At 77.4% G+C, this 15988-nt stretch carries 15 protein-coding genes; 7 read left to right on the top strand and 8 right to left on the bottom strand.

What is annotated here, in order from left to right:
* Positions 1-30: 30 nt before the first annotated feature.
* Genes ACI797_RS15260 through ACI797_RS15240 form a run of 5 tightly spaced genes read right to left on the bottom strand, consistent with a single transcriptional unit; the run spans position 31 to position 4619 of the window.
* On the bottom strand, positions 31-1167 hold the full coding sequence (locus ACI797_RS15260; protein ID WP_456859545.1) for a glycosyltransferase family 2 protein: 1137 nt from the start codon (positions 1165-1167) through the stop codon (positions 31-33).
* A complete protein-coding gene (locus ACI797_RS15255) occupies positions 1164-1940 on the bottom strand; it encodes a carotenoid biosynthesis protein (protein ID WP_456859544.1) in 777 nt (258 codons plus the stop codon). Before ACI797_RS15255 ends, ACI797_RS15260 begins: the two co-directional genes overlap by 4 nt.
* Positions 1937-3514: a phytoene desaturase family protein gene (locus tag ACI797_RS15250; protein ID WP_456859543.1), complete on the bottom strand. Its 1578-nt coding sequence runs from the start codon at positions 3512-3514 to the stop codon at positions 1937-1939. Before ACI797_RS15250 ends, ACI797_RS15255 begins: the two co-directional genes overlap by 4 nt.
* Positions 3515-3519: 5 nt before the next feature.
* A complete protein-coding gene (locus ACI797_RS15245) occupies positions 3520-4092 on the bottom strand; it encodes a GNAT family N-acetyltransferase (RefSeq protein ID WP_456859542.1) in 573 nt (190 codons plus the stop codon).
* Positions 4089-4619 carry a YbaK/EbsC family protein gene (locus ACI797_RS15240; RefSeq protein ID WP_456859541.1) on the bottom strand — a complete coding sequence of 177 codons (531 nt, stop codon included), beginning with the start codon at positions 4617-4619 and terminating at the stop codon, positions 4089-4091. Before ACI797_RS15240 ends, ACI797_RS15245 begins: the two co-directional genes overlap by 4 nt.
* A 297-nt stretch (positions 4620-4916) precedes the next feature.
* On the opposite strand from ACI797_RS15240, the gene ACI797_RS15235 reads away from it, so the two are divergent.
* The 6 genes from ACI797_RS15235 to ACI797_RS15210 all read left to right on the top strand — a co-directional run bounded on the left by ACI797_RS15235 (position 4917) and on the right by ACI797_RS15210 (position 11980).
* A complete protein-coding gene (locus tag ACI797_RS15235) occupies positions 4917-5264 on the top strand; it encodes a DUF6504 family protein (RefSeq protein WP_456859540.1) in 348 nt (115 codons plus the stop codon).
* Entirely contained in the window at positions 5264-5761 is a 498-nt protein-coding gene (locus ACI797_RS15230) for an SAV_6107 family HEPN domain-containing protein (RefSeq protein WP_456859539.1), read from the top strand. Before ACI797_RS15235 ends, ACI797_RS15230 begins: the two co-directional genes overlap by 1 nt.
* Positions 5758-9468 (top strand): DNA polymerase III subunit alpha, encoded by a 3711-nt coding sequence (locus ACI797_RS15225; RefSeq protein WP_456859538.1) that lies wholly within the window; start codon positions 5758-5760, stop codon positions 9466-9468. The genes ACI797_RS15230 and ACI797_RS15225 overlap by 4 nt, the downstream gene beginning before the upstream one ends.
* A 91-nt stretch (positions 9469-9559) precedes the next feature.
* On the top strand, positions 9560-10042 hold the full coding sequence (locus ACI797_RS15220; protein WP_456859537.1) for a VOC family protein: 483 nt from the start codon (positions 9560-9562) through the stop codon (positions 10040-10042).
* Positions 10043-10064: 22 nt separating this feature from the next.
* Positions 10065-10814, top strand: coding sequence for a class I SAM-dependent methyltransferase (locus ACI797_RS15215; protein ID WP_456859536.1), 750 nt, complete (start codon positions 10065-10067; stop codon positions 10812-10814).
* Positions 10811-11980: an alkaline phosphatase family protein gene (locus ACI797_RS15210; protein WP_456859535.1), complete on the top strand. Its 1170-nt coding sequence runs from the start codon at positions 10811-10813 to the stop codon at positions 11978-11980. The genes ACI797_RS15215 and ACI797_RS15210 overlap by 4 nt, the downstream gene beginning before the upstream one ends.
* On the opposite strand, the gene ACI797_RS15205 is transcribed toward ACI797_RS15210, so the two are convergent.
* The 3 genes from ACI797_RS15205 to ACI797_RS15195 are packed head-to-tail and all read right to left on the bottom strand — an operon-like array spanning position 11977 to position 14458.
* Positions 11977-12900, bottom strand: coding sequence for a sucrase ferredoxin (locus ACI797_RS15205; RefSeq protein ID WP_456859534.1), 924 nt, complete (start codon positions 12898-12900; stop codon positions 11977-11979). The genes ACI797_RS15210 and ACI797_RS15205 overlap by 4 nt on opposite strands.
* The gene (locus tag ACI797_RS15200; protein WP_456859533.1) at positions 12897-14177 is read right to left on the bottom strand and encodes a cupin domain-containing protein; all 1281 of its coding nucleotides are present in this window, start codon (positions 14175-14177) and stop codon (positions 12897-12899) included. Before ACI797_RS15200 ends, ACI797_RS15205 begins: the two co-directional genes overlap by 4 nt.
* Positions 14174-14458 (bottom strand): BatC protein, encoded by a 285-nt coding sequence (locus ACI797_RS15195; RefSeq protein WP_456859531.1) that lies wholly within the window; start codon positions 14456-14458, stop codon positions 14174-14176. The genes ACI797_RS15200 and ACI797_RS15195 overlap by 4 nt, the downstream gene beginning before the upstream one ends.
* A gap of 198 nt (positions 14459-14656) precedes the next feature.
* Here ACI797_RS15195 and dinB point away from each other — a divergent pair, with 198 nt between their 5' ends.
* On the top strand, positions 14657-15985 hold the full coding sequence (gene dinB / locus ACI797_RS15190; RefSeq protein WP_456859530.1) for a DNA polymerase IV: 1329 nt from the start codon (positions 14657-14659) through the stop codon (positions 15983-15985).
* Positions 15986-15988: the final 3 nt, after the last annotated feature.

Here is a 15988-nt window from a genome sequence, read left to right as displayed (position 1 = left end):
CTCCGCTCATGCGTGATCTCGCCAGCTCGCTCACGTCCCCATCGTCGTCAGCCGGGGTGCGGCCGGCGCGGGCAGGGTCCGCCCGCGCCAGCTCAGCGTCCCCGTCCGGTGGCCGGCCACGGACCGGGCCATGAGCACGTCGAGCAGCAGCAGGGACAGCGGGTGGGCCAGGGAGTCGGGCCACACCCGGCCGCCGGTGCGGGCGGCGACCACGGCTCGGCCGGCCACGCCCGCGGCGTAGCCCACGAGCCCGGCCCGCGAGCCGCGCAGCGCGGCCAGCGCCGGGACGACGCCGACGGCGGTCAGCGCGGCGGCCGCGGCCGCGCTCGCCGCGGGCGAGCCGCCGACCGTCGCCCACAGCGACTTGGCGTAGCCCTCGCCCAGCTGCGCCCACCCCTCGTACATGCGGCAGGCGGCCAGCCGCGAGCCGTCGACCGGCACGCCCCGCCCGCCGGCCCGCTTGACCGCCCGCAGCAGCGCGATGTCCTCGAGCACCTCGCCGGCCACCGCGGCGTGGCCGCCGGCCGCCCGGTAGGCGTGTCCGCGCACCACCAGGAACTGCCCGTTGGCGGCGGCCAGCGACGGTCGCGGCGACCGCTCGGCCAGCCGCAGCGGCAGCGTGGTGGCCCACAGCCAGGGCGACAGCGGCTGCACCAGCCGCTCGGCCGCGGTGCCGGCCAGCGGCCGCGGCCACGGCGAGACCAGGTCGAGGTCGTGCTCGTCGAGCACCGCCACGGCGGCGGCGACCGCGTCGGGCCACAGCCGCACGTCGGCGTCGAGGAACACCAGGACGTCGTCGACCCCGGCGGTGGCCGCGCCGACGGCGCAGGCGTGCGGCTTGCCGAGCCAGCCGGGCGGCGGTTCGCCGGCCGCGACCAGCCGCACCCGCGGGTCGCCGACCGCCCGGACCGCAGCGGCGGTGCCGTCGGTGGAGCCGTCGTCGACGACCACCACGCGGAGGTCGGGCACGCCCCGCTGGTCGAGCACCCCGGCCAGGCAGGCGGCCACCTGCCGCTCCTCGTCGCGCACCGGCAGGACGACGGTCACCGGCCGCCGCACCGGGGGCGGTGCCGCCGGCGGGCGGCGGAGCAGGGCGGTGTTGACGGCGGCGTGCAGCGCCCCGGCCACCGAGGCGCCGGCCAGCAGCCGCACGGCGGCGCCGCTCACGCGCGGCGCCGCTGCACGGCGAGCGCGACCAGGACCGGGACGGCGAGCGCCGCACCCCACGCCGCCGAGCCCGGCAGGCCGAGCCAGCCGGCGTGCGCCAGCGCGCCGCCGAGGGTCATCCAGCCGAGCGAGAGCAGGGGGGCGGCGTCCCCGATCCGCGGTGGGGTCGCGGTGCGGCGCACGAGCGCGTCGAGCAGGGCCATGAGCACCAGGCCGGCGAGCAGCCAGCCGCCCAGGTTGGTCAGCGGCACGGTGTCGATGCCCGGCAGGCCGGGAGAGGGGTGCGCCCACGTCCAGTAGCCGGCCTGCACCATCTGCGGGTCCAGGACGACGTCCCAGGCGGCGAAGACGCCCGCCGCGACCGGGACGCGGACCGCCGGCCGGCGCGCCAGGCGGGCCGCCAGCACCCAGCTCGGCCAGGCCATCATCAGCCAGGCCAGCGGTACCAGGAACGGCACGCCGAGCAGCCGCGGCCCGAGCACGTCGCCGTAGGTGTAGCTGCCGTAGGGGAAGCCGGTGGCCAGCCCGACGGCCTCGAAGACCAGCGCCGTGGCGACGACGAGCGCCGCGACGCCCAGCCCCGTGCGCCACCCGCGCGAGATCCCGGCGTGGGTCACCGACACCGCCGAGCCGAGCAGCACGATCGCCCAGCTCACCGCGTCGCGGGCGCCGCCGTCGGTGAGCGGGTAGGCGATCGCCGTGAGCACCAGCAGGCCGGCCAGGGCGAGCGGCAGGTGCCGCGCGGCCACCCCGGGCGCGGTCGCCGTCGTCACCGGCGCCACCGCGGCAGGCGGCGCCGGCGCCGGTCGGCCAGCACCAGGCGGGCGGCGGTGCGCCCGGAGTTGCCGGAGACGCCGCCGCCGGGGTGGGTCGACGCCCCGGCCAGGTACAGGCCGGCCAGCCCGGGCACCCGGTAGCCGGCCAGCGCCGGCGTGGGCCGGAGGGCGAACATGCTGGCCAGGCCCATCTCGACGTGCATGACGTTGCCACGCACCAGGCCCAGCTCCTGTTCCAGCCGCAGCGGCGTCTGCACGTAGCGGTCGAGGACCGAGGCGGCGAAACCCGGTGCGAACCGGTCGACGGCGGCGATCAGGCGGTCGGCCTCGGCGTCGGCGAGCGCCGTCCAGTCGCCGCCGTCGGCCAGGTCGTACGGGTACCACTGGCCCCAGAGCGTGACCACGTGCCGCCCGGCCGGGGCCAGCGTCGGGTCGCTCGCGGAGAACGACATGGCCAGCGGCACGGGCACGCGCGGCAGCCGGCCGGCCCGCCAGTCGCCGTGCGCGGCGGCGAGCTCGGCGCGGTCGGTGCACAGCAGCTGCAGCCCGGCCAGCGCCTCGGGTCCCGCCCCGGGGTAGGACGGCGGGGCGTCGGTGAGGCAGCGGACGACGAGGCCGAAGCCGTTGCCCAGCGGCGGGTCGGCGTGGGCCAGCGCCGGGGGAGCGGCGTCGCCGGCCAGCGCGCGGGTGGCCAGGACGTGGCACGCGGCGACGACGGTGCCGGCCGCGATCCGCCGTCCGGACGCCGTCTCCACCCCGGTGACCCGGCCGTCGGCGACCAGCAGGCGGGTGGCCGCGTCGCCGAGCGAGACCCGGCCGCCGTCGGCCTCCAGCCGGCGCCGCAGCGCCTGCGTCAGCCCCCCGGACCCGCCCACCGGGTGCCCGGGCGGGACGTCGTGCAGCAGCGCGACCCAGCCGACCATGGCCGCCGTCCCCGGCTCCGACACCGCCGGGCCGGACTGCGCGCCGAACCAGGCCAGCGCCGCCTTGAGCCGCTCGCTGGTGAACCACCGGTCGAGCAGCGCGTCGCCGGAGCCCAGGAAGTCGACGGCCAGGTCGCCGCCGGGCGTCCGGGGCCGGCCGTCCCGGGGCGCGCCGAGCGGCCAGAAGGCGCGGAGCAGGTTGCCCGCCGCCGGGCGGCGGCCGAAGGAGGCGACCACCGCCCGGCTGCGCGGGCCCCAGACCTCGACGAAGCGCCGGTAGGCCGCGGCGTCGTCCGGCCCGCAGGCGGCCGCGATCGAGGCGCAGGTGGCGTCGAGGTCCCGGGAGAAGACCAGCGGCGGGTCGCCGGGGGCGAAGCCCCACGGGTCGCAGTCGACGTACTCCAGGCCGTGGGCGGCGAGGTCGAGCTCCTCGACGATCCCGCTGTGCCGGACGATCACGTGGGCGCTGGAGCCGCGGTCCACCCGCACGCCGGGCCAGCGCTCGACGGTCGAGACCGCCCCGCCGAGGACGTCGTCGCGCTCGACGACCTCCACCGACAGGCCGGCGCGGGCGAGGTAGCAGGCGGCGACCAGGCCGTTGTGGCCCGAGCCGACGACGACGGCGTCGACGGTGGAGGTCTGCGGCACGCCGGTCAGGTCGCGGCGGGGCGCAGCGGCAGGCGGGCGCCGAGGATCGCGAACGGGCGGGAGTCGCCGGGGAAGTGGTGGCCCCGGGCGAGGTCGACGAAGCCGTCGGCGTGGTACAGCCGGAAGGCCTTGGTGTCGGCGTCCGGGGTCGACAGCAGCGCGGCCGGGTAGGACAGGTCGGCCAGCAGCGCGTGCAGCAGCTGCCGGCCCAGGCCGCGGCTCTGGTGGTCGGGGTGCACGTGCAGCTCGCAGACCTCGAACGCGCCGGGCAGCCAGCGCTTCGCCGTCCGCCGGTCCAGCGCCGCGCGCACCTGGTCGTGCCACCACTGCCCGGGGGCGACCAGGTAGCCGTAGCCGAAGCCGACCAGCTCCTCGCCGTCCGGCGTCTCGGCGAAGGCGCCCACCGCGCGGAAGCCCGCGCGCTCGGTGTGCTGCATGGCGTAGCCGTAGCGCCCGGCCACGACCGAGGGGTCGTAGCCCATCGCCAGCCCGTAGATGGTCAGCGCCTCGTGCATGTGGTCGCGGATCCACCGCACGGGCAGCTCGGTGACCCGCACGGCGGGCCGGGTGCCGGTCACGGTGCCTCCACCGCCTCCTGGACGTCGGGGCCGGTGCCCGGCTCGAGGGCGCCACCGACCTCGGCGGCGGTGCCCGCGGTGAGCCGGAGCAGCTCGTCGTAGCTGGTGGGGAAGACCGCCGTCGGGTGCCCGGCCGAGGCCCACACCTGGTCGTAGCGGGCGAGCTCGACGTCGACCAGCGTGCCGATCGGGTCGGGGTGGCCGATCGGGGCCACGCCGCCGATCGGCTGGCCGGTGTGCCGGCGGACGAAGTCGGGCGAGGCCCGCCGCACGTTCGGGACGCCGAGCAGGCCGGCCACCTGGATCTCGTCGACGCGGTGGCCGCCGCTGGTGAGGACCAGCAGCGGCGCCCCGTCGACGTCGAACACGAGGCTGCTGGCGATGGCGCCGACCGGCACCCCCAGCTGCGCGGCGGCCTCGGCGGCGGTGCGGGCGCTGCCCGGCAGCTCGCGCACCCGGCCGGAGGCGCCGGAGGCGGCCAGCAGCTCGGCCATCTCGGCGACCCGTGGGTGCGCGGGACGGGTCATGGGGGAATCCTGCCACCGGCCCCGGAACCCGCGCGCCCCGATCCGCCCCCGGGTCCTCCTCCCGGGTCCCCGCCGACCGCGGAAACCGTCGGTGGTGGCTGCTTCCATCGGGGTCGAGAGGGGCGGCGCGCCGGGAGGCGCTCGACTTGACGGGCCCGTGCCCGTCCGGTGTACTTCCTGGTGTTCGAACAGTTGTTCGAACACCAGGTGGGTCCGAGCGCAGCCGCATCCGCCGCTCTCGGGTCCTTCCCCGCCCGGGCGGTGGACCGGCGGCGAGGCAGAGCAGGGGAGTGTGCGATGAGCCGGGTGCTCGGCGGGGCCGGGGTCGGGGATCGAACCCGGCTCGGCGAGGAGGTGCAGGTCGAGCGCGGCCCGCTCGGCCCGGCGCAGTTCTGGCGCGGGCAGTCGCGCTACGTCGTGGGCGAGCTGCTCGACTCCTGGGTGGAGACCGCCCCGTGGTGGCGGCAGCACGCCGCCGCCTCCGGGTCCTCCTCCGGCGCCTCGGCCGAGCTGGTCGCCTCCCGCGAGGTGTGGCGGGTCGAGGCGGTGCGGGCCGGCCGGTCGCGGATGAGCTTCGCCGGCGTCTACGACCTGTCCTGGGACGCCGCCGGCAACCGCTGGTGGCTCGTGCGGGTGCACGACTGATGGGCGCCGCACGAGCCATGTCGTTCGAGTCCGCCGACCAGCTGCCCCTGCCACCGCCCCTGCCCCCGGCGGCCGCAGGGCTGCTCGACCAGGCGCGCCGCGCCCTGGCCGAGGCCGCGGAGTGCACCGACGACCCCCGCCGTCGGTACGCCACCGCGCACCTGGGCGCGCTGCGCGGGGCCGCCGCCGTGCTCGCCGCCCGCACCCGCCCGGAGGCCGGCCGCCGCCGGCCGCGCAGCGCCTGGGTGCTGCTCGGCCAGGTCGCGCCCGAGCTGGGGGAGTGGGCCACCTTCTTCGCCGCCGGCGCCGCCAAGCGGGCCGCGGCCGAGGCCGGGCTCTCCCGGGCGGTCACCGAGCGCGAGGCCGACGACCTGGTCCGCGACGTCGGCGCCTTCCTCACCGTGGTCGAGCACACCCTCGGCACCCTCGTCCCCGAGCCGGTCCGGCCGGCCGCCCCCCGTCCCCGGGTGGTCGGCGGGTCCGGCTCGAGGAAGTGAACGCCGACCCCTTCGTCCACCTCCACGTCGCCTCGGGCTACTCGATGCGGTACGGCGCGAACCATCCCGCCGACCTCGTCGCCCGGGCCGCCGAGCACGGCATGGGCGCGCTCGCGCTCACCGACCGCGACGGCCTCTACGGCGCGGTGAAGTTCGCGCTCGCCTGCCGGTCGGCCGGCGTGCGGCCGATCTTCGGGGTGGACCTCGCGATGGCGCCGGCCGTCGACTCCGCCGTCCCGCGGCCCCTGGCCCGGCCGCTGGGGGAGGCGTCGCGGCTGAGCGGGCCGTCGGCCGCCCGCCGGGTGCCCGCGCGCGGCGGGTCCAGCGTCGACCCGCGGCTGCCGCGGGTCACCTTCCTCGCCCGCGACGGCGAGGGGTGGCGCTCGCTGTGCCGGCTGACCAGCGCCACCCACCTGCGCGGCACCCGGGGCGAGCCGGTGAGCTCGCTGGCGGTCGCCGCCGAGCACGCCCCGGGCCTGGTCGCGCTGCTCGGGCCGCAGTCGCCGGTGGGGCGGGCGCTGGCCGAGGGCCGGGCCGACGAGGCCGCCGCCGTCCTGGCCGCCTGGCGCGCGGTGTTCGGGCCCGGGCGGCTGGCGGTCGAGCTGGTCCACCACCGCGGCCGCGGCGACCGGGCGCGGGCGCGGGCGATGCTGCGGTTCGCCGCCGAGCAGCAGGTGCCGGTGGTGCTCAGCAACGCCGTCCGCTACGTCGACGCCCTCGACGCGCCCACCGCCGACGTCCTCGACGCCGCCCGGCGGCTGGTGCCGCTGGACCTGCGGCACGTCGACCGGCGCACCGCCGAGGGCTACCTGAAGTCGGGCAAGGAGATGGCCGAGGTCGCCGAGGACCTCGTCGGCCCCGACCGCGACGCCGCGCTGCGGCTGCTCGAGGGCACCGCGCGGCTGGCCGAGCAGTGCGCCGTCGACGTCCGCGACGACCTCGGCATCGGCACCGTGCGCTATCCCGAGCTCGACGTCGTCACCACCGCCGCCGAGCGGGGGATGGGCCCCTCGCAGGTGCTGCGCGCGCGGTGCGAGGCCGGCCTGGGCCGCCGCGGGATGGCGCTGACCGAGCGGGTCCGCGTGCGGCTGGAGGAGGAGCTGGCGGTCATCGACTCCCTCGGCTACCCCTCCTACTTCCTCACCGTCGCCGACGTGGTCGACCTCATCAAGAGCTTGAGGGTCCGCGCGGCCGCCCGCGGCTCCGGCGCCGGCAGCCTGGTCACCTACCTGCTCGGCATCTCCGACGTCGACCCGATCCGCTACGGCCTGCTGATGGAGCGCTTCCTCTCCCCGCTGCGCCACCAGCTGCCCGACATCGACATCGACGTGGAGTCGGCCCGCCGGATGGAGGTCTACGACGCGGTGATCGACCGCTTCGGCGCCCACCGGGTCAGCTGCATCTCGATGATGGACACCTACCGGGTGCGGCACGCCGTCCGCGACGTCGGCGCCGCGCTGGGCATGCCGATCGCCGAGGTCGACGCGATCGCCAAGGCGTTCCCGCACATCCGGGCCAACCAGGTGCACGCCGCGCTGCGCGACCTGCCCGAGCTGCGGGCCAGCCGGATGGGGTCGAAGCGGGGCGGCGGGACCGGCGACCTCGACCTGATGTTCGACCTGGTCGCCCGGCTCGACGGCCTGCCCCGGCACATCGCCCTGCACCCGTGCGGCGTGCTGCTCTCCGACGCCACGCTGCTCGACCGCACGCCGGTGGAGAACAGCTTCCTCGGCTACCCGATGAGCCAGTTCGACAAGGACGACGTCGAGGAGCTCGGGCTGCTCAAGCTCGACCTGCTGGGCATCCGCATGCAGTCGGCGATCGCGCACGCCCTCGACGAGATCGAGCGGGTCGACGGCGAGACCGTGGACATCGACGCCATCCCGCGCGACGACCCGACGACGTTCGAGCTGATCCGCAGCACCCGCACGCTCGGCATGTTCCAGATCGAGTCGCCGGGGCAGCGGGAGCTGGTCGGCAAGTTCGGGCCGCAGACCTTCGAGGACATCGTCATCGACATCTCGCTGTTCCGGCCCGGGCCGGTGAAGAGCGACATGGTGACGCCGTTCCTCATGGCCCGGAACGGCTGGCGGGAGACCGAGTACCCGCACCCCGACCTGGAGTTCTGCCTCGAGGAGACCGCCGGGGTGGTGGTCTTCCACGAGCAGGTGCTGCAGATCGTCTCCCGGATGACCGGCGTGACCCTGGCCGAGGCCGACGAGGTGCGCCGGGCGCTGGGGGAGAAGGACGCCCACCCGGAGGTGCGCGCCTGGTTCATGCCCGCCGTGCTCGACGCCGGCTACCCGGTCGAGGTCGCCGAGCGGGTGTGGGAGGTGCTGGCCGCCTTCGGCTCGTTCGGCTTCTGCAAGGCGCACGCCGCGGCGTTCGCCCTGCCCACCTACCAGTCGGCGTGGCTCAAGACGCACCACCCGGCGGCCTTCCTCGCCGGGGTGCTCACCCACGACCCGGGCATGTACCCGAAGCGGCTCATCCTCGACGACGCCCGCAACTTCGGCATCCGCGTGCTGGGCCTCGACGTCAACGCCTCCGCCGACACCTACCGGGTGGAACGGCTGGACCCCGACCCTGAGGACGAGGGTGAGCCCCGGCCGCTGCCGGAGTGGATGCCGGCGTCGATGCCCGACCCGTCCCGCTACGGCCTCCGGCTGGCGCTGGCCGACGTCAAGGGCATCTCCGACGAGGAGGTCGGGCGGATCGTCGACGGTCAGCCGTACCGGTCGCTGGCCGACTTCTGGCAGCGGGCCGCGGTGTCCCGGCCGGTGGTGGAGCGGCTGGTGCTGGCCGGCGGGTTCGACTCCCTCTACGGCTTCGGGCTGCGCGACCGCGAGGCCGGCCGGCCCACCCGGCGCCGTCGGCAGGTCAACCGGCGCGACCTGCTGCTGCAGATCGGCGAGCTGGACCGGTGGACCCGCAGCGGCGCCCGGGCCACGGCCCGCGGGCAGCTCAGCCTCGACCTCATGGGGCTGGAGCTGCCGGAGGAAGAGGCCACCCCCGACTGGGCCGACAGCAGCGGGCTGCCCGAGTTCACCGACGCCGAGCTGGTGCGCGCCGAGCTCGAGGTGCTGGGCCTGGACGCCAGCCGGCACGTGGTCGACTTCTACCGGCGCTTCCTGGCCGAGCTGGGCGCCGTCCCGGCGAGCGAGGTGCTCACCTGCCGCAGCGAGTCCGAGGTGCTGGTCGCCGGCGTCAAGGTGGCCACCCAGACGCCGCCGATCCGCTCCGCGCGGCGGGTGGTGTTCGTGACCCTCGACGACGGCACCGGCTGCACCGACTCCACCTTCTTCGAGGACGTGCAGGGCCCCTACGCCGCGACGGTGTTCCACTCGTGGCTGCTGGTCATCCGCGGCGTGGTCCGCCGCACCGGACCGCGCGGGGTGTCGCTGCGGGCCACCGGGGCGTGGGAGCTGCCGGCGCTGCACGAGGCCTGGGAGGCCGGCGGGCTGGCGGCGGTCGCCGAGCAGATGGCCGCTCCCGGCCGGTACACCGAGCAGGCCATCGCCGGGGCCGCGGCGTCCCACGGGTCGCGGCCGGTCATGGTGCGCCCGGTGCTGGTGCACCCCACCGGCTTCCGCATGTCGCCCTACGCCGACATCAAGCCGGCCGGTGAGGACACCAAGGTCGCCGCCCGCCGCGCCGCCGCACCGCGCAAGCTCTGGCACTCCAGCCCCGGCAGCTCGGGCCACTGAGCGTCACCGCGGGGTGGGCCGGCCGAGCGATGAGTTCCGGGCGGCCCGGCGGTTCTCACTGGGGACGGACCCCGCACGAGAGGACGCGACCATGCCCAGGACCGTGATCTGCCTGTGGTTCGACACCGAGGCCGAGGAGGCGGCGCAGTTCTACACGTCGGTCTGGCCCGACGCCGAGCTGCTCGGCACCGTCCGCTACGGCGCCGAGGACCCCCAGCGCGAGGGCCAGGCCCTGACCGTGAGCTTCCGCCTCGGCGACACCGAGTACGTGGGCCTCAACGGCGGCCCCCAGGGCTGGTCCTTCGACGAGTCCATCTCCTTCCAGATCCTGTGCGCCGACCAGGACGAGGTCGACCACTACTGGACCCGCCTGACCGACGGCGGCGAGGAGGCGCCCTGCGGCTGGCTCAAGGACCGCTTCGGCGTCTCCTGGCAGGTCGTGCCGATCCGCCTGATCGAGCTGCAGAACGACCCCGATCCCGAGCGCCGGCAGCGCGCCGTCCAGGCGATGTTCACGATGAAGAAGATCGACATCGCCGAGCTGGAGCGTGCCGCCGACGCGGTGCGCGCGTAGCGGCGCCACTAGGCTCGGCCGGGTGCCGCCTGCCCCTGCCTCGCCCGCCGCGGAGCAGCTGTCCGCCCGCACCGCGGCCGTCTGGGCCGCCCTCGACCCGGTCGTCCGCGCCGGCACGCCGCTGCGCGTCCTCGACGTCGGCGGCGGCAGCGGCATGTTCGCCGTCCCGCTGGCCCAGCTCGGCCACGAGGTCACCGTCGTCGACCCCAGCGCCGACGCCCTGGCCACCCTGGGCCGCCGCGCCGGCACGGCCGGCGTCGGTGCCCGGGTCCGGGCCATGCAGGGGGACGGCGACCTGCTGCACGAGGTGCTGCCGGCGGCCGGGGGCGCGGGCGGGTTCGACCTCGCGCTGTGCCACTCCGTGCTCGAGGTGGTCGACGATCCGGCGGTCACGCTGCGCGAGATCGCCGGTGTGCTGCGGCCCGGCGGCCAGGTGAGCGTGGCGACGGTCAACCGCGCCGGCGCCGTCCTGGCCCGCGCCCTCTCCGGGCACCCGGTCGAGGCCCTGGCCCTGGTGGAGGACCGCGATCCCGCCCCCACCCGCGCCCGGCCGGCCCGGCGCCGGTTCGGCCCCGACGAGCTGCTCGCCCTGGTCGAGGGGGCGGGGCTGCGGGCGACGACGTGGCGCGGGGTCTCGGTGGTCGCCGACCTGCTCGACGCGGCCTCCGGCGCCGACCCGGCGAACGTGCGGGCGCTGGAGCTGGCGCTGGCCGAGACCTCGCCCTACCGCGACGTCGCCACCGGCCTGCACGTGCTCGCCACCCGGCCGTGAGCGCTCTCCCGCAGGACCTGGTCCGCCCGCGCTACGGCACGGCCACCCTCGCCGACGTCCTGCCCGGCGCCGCGGTGGCGGTCGGCGTGCCGGTCGAGCGCGGCGACCTGCCCGCCGACCCGCTCGGCCTCACCGCGGTGCTCGGCGGCGCCCGCCGGGTCCTCGTGCTGCTCGTCGACGGGCTCGGCGCCGACCTGGTGCGCGCGCACGCGGGCCTCGCCCCGACCCTGGCCGCGCTCGCCGCCCCGGTCGGCGACCTGCAGGCGCCCTGCCCGAGCACGACCCCGGTCAGCCTCACCACCCTGGGCACCGGCCTGCCGCCCGGCAGCCACGGCGTGCTGGGGTTCGTCACCGACGTGCCCGGCGAGAACCGGCTGCTCAACCACACCCAGTGGACCGACGACCCCGACCCGCTGGCCTGGCAGGCCCGGCGCACGGTGTTCGAGCAGGCCTGGGACGCCGGTGTCGCGGTCACCGCCGTCGGCCCCTACGCCTACCGCGGCTCTGGGTTGTCCGAGGCCGCCTACCGGGGCGCCGACTACGCGGGCGTGGTCAGCCCGGGCGACCTCACGGCGGTCGCCCTGCAGGCCCTGCGCGCGGCGCCGCGGGCGCTGGTCTACGCCTACATCCCCGAGCTCGACCTCACCGGCCACGTCCGCGGCGTCGACTCCGACAGCTGGCGCGCGCAGCTGGCGATCGTCGACCGGGTGGTGGAGCAGCTGGTCGCCGGCCTGCCCGACGACGCGGCGCTGCTGGTCACCGCCGACCACGGGATGCTCGACGTCCCGGCCGACACCCGCCTGGACGTCGACGACGAGCCCGAGCTGCTCGACGGCGTCCGCGTGCTGGCCGGTGAGCCGCGCGCCCGCTACGTGCACGCCCTGCCCGGCGCGGACGCCGACCTGCTCGACCGCTGGCGCGGCGTCCTCGGCCCCCGCGCCTGGGTGACCGGCCGCGACGAGGCCATCGCCAGCGGCGTCTTCGGCCCGGTCGACGCGGTCGTGGCCGCGCGGGTCGGCGACGTCGTCGCCCTGGCCCGCGGCAGCTGGGCGATCACCTCGAGCCGGTTCGAGCCGGGGCCCAGCCGGCTGGCGGCCTACCACGGGTCGCTCACCGCGACCGAGCTCGCGATCCCGCTGCTGCTCGCCCGCGGCGCCGCGCTCTAGACCAGCGCCTCCAGCCGCCAGGTGCGCACGTGCGCCGGGTGCCGCGCCGAGCAGGTCAGCAGCGCCGCGTGCTCCGACGGGCGGCTCTCCACCGTGGCCGCGAGCGGGCCGTCGGGGCCGGCCAGCGTCACGGTGAACCGCTCGACCTCCGCGCCGGCCGGCGTGAGGTGCCGGACGCCCAGCGGTCGCAGGTCGTCGACGCCCAGCAGCCCCCGCTCCTCGCGCACGAGGTGCTGCGCCGCCTGCGCCGGGACCGCGAACCCGGCGCGGCCCCGCAGCCAGGGCAGCGCCACCCGCCCGGCGGCGTGCGCCGCGACCAGCTCGGCGCCGTCCCCGGGCACCTGCCCGTAGTAGTAGCCGTGGGGGAGGACGACGACGTTCGCGGCGAACCGGTCGCCGCCGAGGTGGCTGCACTCCCAGACGTCGGCCGGGCCGGGCGCCGGCAGGCTGCGGGCCAGCGGCCGCCCGCGCACGGCGCAGCAGGCGTCGTGCCCGCCGTGGGTGCAGACCAGGTAGACCGGGCCGCGCGCCGGCTCGCCGACCGAGCCGTCCCACGGCGCCTCGAGCAGGTCGGCGTCGCTGGACCGGACCGACCACCACAGGCCCTCCCGGCCGGGGCGGGAGTCGACGTAGGCCCACCGCCGGCCGGAGTCGGTCAGCCGGTCGCCGGGGCGGCGGACCAGGAGCAGGCGCACGTTCTCCGCGCGGGACCGGCGGGCCAGCAGTGGTGCCACGGCCGGGTCGAACCGCGACTGGGCCAGCGCGTCGCGCCCCCACGGCCCGGGCTGCTCGACGAGCACCCAGCGCTGGGCCAGCGAGGCGGTGGCCACCATGAGGTCGCCGCGCGCCAGGGCCTGCACCGAGCAGCGCGACGGGTCGAGCCGCCCCGCCGGGCGCGTCCTGCCGGGGGAGGCGGTCACGCCGTCCCGGCTGGGTCCGGCACGGTGGCGACCCCCTCGGTGACCAGGCGGCGGGCGAGCGTCACCTGGTCGTCGGCGGGGAGGCCGGGCAGGTCGCCGACCTTGAGCTCCCCGACGGCCAGCAGCTCGGCCAGGGCGGGGGCGGTGGCGGCGGGCAGCTCGTGGGTGCGCCGGCCGGCGACCAGCGTCACGCGGTCGTCGGTGACGGGGCGCAGCTGCACCCGCAGCCGGCGCCGCAACCGCAGCACGGTGTCGGTGCCGAGCGCCGCGGCCGCCGCGGACTGGGCCAGGGGGGCGACCGGTTCGGGCCGGACCTGCGCCCAGGTCCGCGCCCGCAGCCGGTCGGCGACCTCCTCGGGGTCGACCCGGCCGAGCCAGTCGCGCAGGCCGGCGATCACCGCGGCGACGTCGTCGGCCACGGAGGCCGGTGCGGCCAGGTCCAGCCCCAGCGGCAGCGAGCGGCGCAGCTCGGGGTCGTCGGCGGCGAGCGTGCGGACCAGGTCGAGCGTCGACTCCGCGGCGGCCCAGCGGGTCACGGGGTGCACGCCGATGGTGAGGTGGCCGCTGATCGCGCCGAGCGCCTCGGCGGAGTGGAGGTAGCCGCGGGGCAGGTACAGGGCGTCGCCCGGCCGCAGCACGGTGTCGACGACGGGCTCGCGCTCGGCGGCGGCGGCCACGGCGGCCGAGCGGTCCTGCCAGGGCTGGGTGCGCAGCGGGTCGGTGAGCACCGGCTCGTGGATGCGCCAGTGCTTCTCGCCGGCGAACTGCAGCACGAAGACGTCGTGGACGTCGTAGTGCGGGCTGAAGCCGCGCGAGGACGGCGGCGTGACGTAGGCGTTGACCTGCGTGGGGTGGCCGAGGTCGGCGGCCAGCTGGTCGGCGAACTCGATCAGCGGCGGCCACAGCCGGTGCAGGCCCTGCAGGACGACGGTGCTGCCCTCGGCGAACAGCCGCAGCACCGCGTCGGAGGTGACCTGGTCGGCCACCTCGGCGCCGGCGCCGCCGGAGCCGGTGAACCGCTTGGGGTCGACGACGGCGCCGTCCTTGGCGATCCGGAGGAACGGGGTGCGCAACCCGCGGCGGGTGAGCAGCTCGTCGACCGCGTCGAGGGTCAGCAGGTCGGCGAAGGACTCACCGGTCTCTTCGGCGCGGGCCAGGAGCGGCCGGCGGGCCCAGTGGTCGCGGGCGAAGTCCTCGGGATCGGTGTGCGTGCACCGCCACAGGGCCGGACGGGACGACGGTCCCGTCCGGCCCCGCGTGGTGAGGTCCTCGCTCACGCGCCGCCGTCGGCCCCACCGTCGGCCCCGCCGTCGGCACCGCCGTCGGCACCGCCGTCAGCCCCGCCGTCGGCACCGCCGTCGGCACCGCCGTTGGCCCCACCGTCGGCCCCACCGTCGGCGCCGCCGTCAGCCCCGCCGTCGGCGCCGCCATCGGCCCCGCCATCGGCACCGCCATCGGCACCGCCGTCAGCGCCGCCGTCGTGCACCCCGGGGGTGCCGGAGGCACCGCCGTCGGCCGGACCCTCCGTGCTGGTCATGTCGTCGTCGTCGAGCGCCACTGGCTCCTCCGCTCCTGACTCGGGGCGACCTCGGGTGGGCACCCCTCCGGCGCTCTTCCTACCGCAGTCGATCACGGCGCACACCTGAAAGGTCGTGCACCACGGAACGCCCCGCGCGCGCCGTCCGGGCGGTGCCCCGGTTGCCCGCTACGCTGCCCGGGTATCGAACACGTGTTCGAGCTGGGAGGAGGGGTCGTCATGCCGTCGCCGGGCCGCGCCGAGGGGTGCACCGTCCTGCACGTCGACATGGACGCCTTCTTCGCCAGCGTCGAGGTGCGGCGGCACCCGGAGCTCGCCGGCACGCCGGTCATCGTCGGGGGTGCGGGCAACCGGGGGGTGGTCACCTCGGCCACCTACGAGGCGCGGCGCTTCGGCGTGCACGCCGCCATGCCCACGGCCCGGGCGCTGCGGCTGTGCCCGACGGCCACCGTCCTGCCCGGTGACATGGCCCTCTACGCCGAGGTGTCGCGGTCGGTCATGGCGCTGTTCCGGTCGATCACCCCGCTGGTCGAGCCGCTCTCGCTGGACGAGGCGTTCCTCGACGTCGCCGGCGCCGGCCGGCGGCTGGGCGACGCGGCCGAGATCGGCGAGTACATCCGCGCCCGCGTCTACGACGAGCAGGGGATCACCTGCTCGGTCGGGGTGGCGCCCACGAAGTTCGTGGCCAAGCTGGCCTCCACCTCCGCCAAGCCCGACGGGCTGCTCGTCGTCCGCCCGGCCGAGGTCATGGACTTCCTGCACCCGCTGCCGGTCGGCGCGCTGTGGGGCGTGGGCCCGAAGACCGAGGAGCAGCTGCTGCGGCTCGGGCTGCGCACCGTCGGCGACCTCGCGCACGTGCCGGCGCGCACCCTGCAGCGGGCGGTCGGCCCGGCGGCCGGGTCGCACCTGCACGAGCTGGCGTGGGGCCGCGACCCCCGCCGCGTCGTCCCCGACGAGCCGGAGCGCTCCACCGGGGCGGAGGAGACCTTCGCCACCGACGTCGACGACCCGGCGGTGATCCACCGGGAGCTGCTGCGGCTGGCCGAGCGCACCGCCGGGCGGCTGCGCTCGCACGGGGCGCTGGCCCGCACGGTGAGCATCAAGGTGCGCTTCGCCGACTTCGCCACGATCACCCGCAGCCGCACCCTCGCCGTCCCGACCGACGTCGGGCAGGAGCTCTACGACACCGCGCGCGCCCTCTTCGACGCCCTCGGCCTGGACCGCGCGCGCATCCGGCTGGTGGGGGTGCGCGCGGAGCGGCTGGTCGACGCCGACTCCGCACCGCGGCAGCTCGAGCTCGGGGCCCGCGAGCACGGCCGGCGCGAGGCCGAGCTGGCCGCCGACCGGGCCGCCCGCCGGTTCGGGGCCGGGGTGGTGCGCCCCGCCACGCTGCTGCACCGCGACCGGTGGGCCCGCGGGGAGGGGGAGGGCGGCCTCGCCGCGAGCCGGGCGATCCCGCGTCCCGAGCGGGCCCGGCGCGGGACGGCGGCCACCGACCAGGGCCCGCCGGCCGCTCCGGCGACGGCCGGGGGGCACCCGGGGGAGTGATCT

The organism is Geodermatophilus sp. SYSU D00691, from assembly GCF_054050275.1.
The sequence above is the reverse complement of the archived record's forward strand: the minus strand, read 5'-3'. Positions and strand labels throughout refer to the sequence as shown.

What these genes read in the sequence shown, in the direction of transcription:
- ACI797_RS15220 (WP_456859537.1), top strand. Translation starts at nt 9,560, where the DNA reads ATGCCCAGGACCGTGATCTGCCTGTGGTTCGACACCGAGGCCGAGGAG.
- dinB (WP_456859530.1), top strand. Translation starts at nt 14,657, where the DNA reads ATGCCGTCGCCGGGCCGCGCCGAGGGGTGCACCGTCCTGCACGTCGAC.
- ACI797_RS15235 (WP_456859540.1), top strand. Translation starts at nt 4,917, where the DNA reads ATGAGCCGGGTGCTCGGCGGGGCCGGGGTCGGGGATCGAACCCGGCTC.
- ACI797_RS15230 (WP_456859539.1), top strand. Translation starts at nt 5,264, where the DNA reads ATGGGCGCCGCACGAGCCATGTCGTTCGAGTCCGCCGACCAGCTGCCC.
- ACI797_RS15240 (WP_456859541.1), bottom strand. Translation starts at nt 4,619, where the DNA reads ATGACCCGTCCCGCGCACCCACGGGTCGCCGAGATGGCCGAGCTGCTG.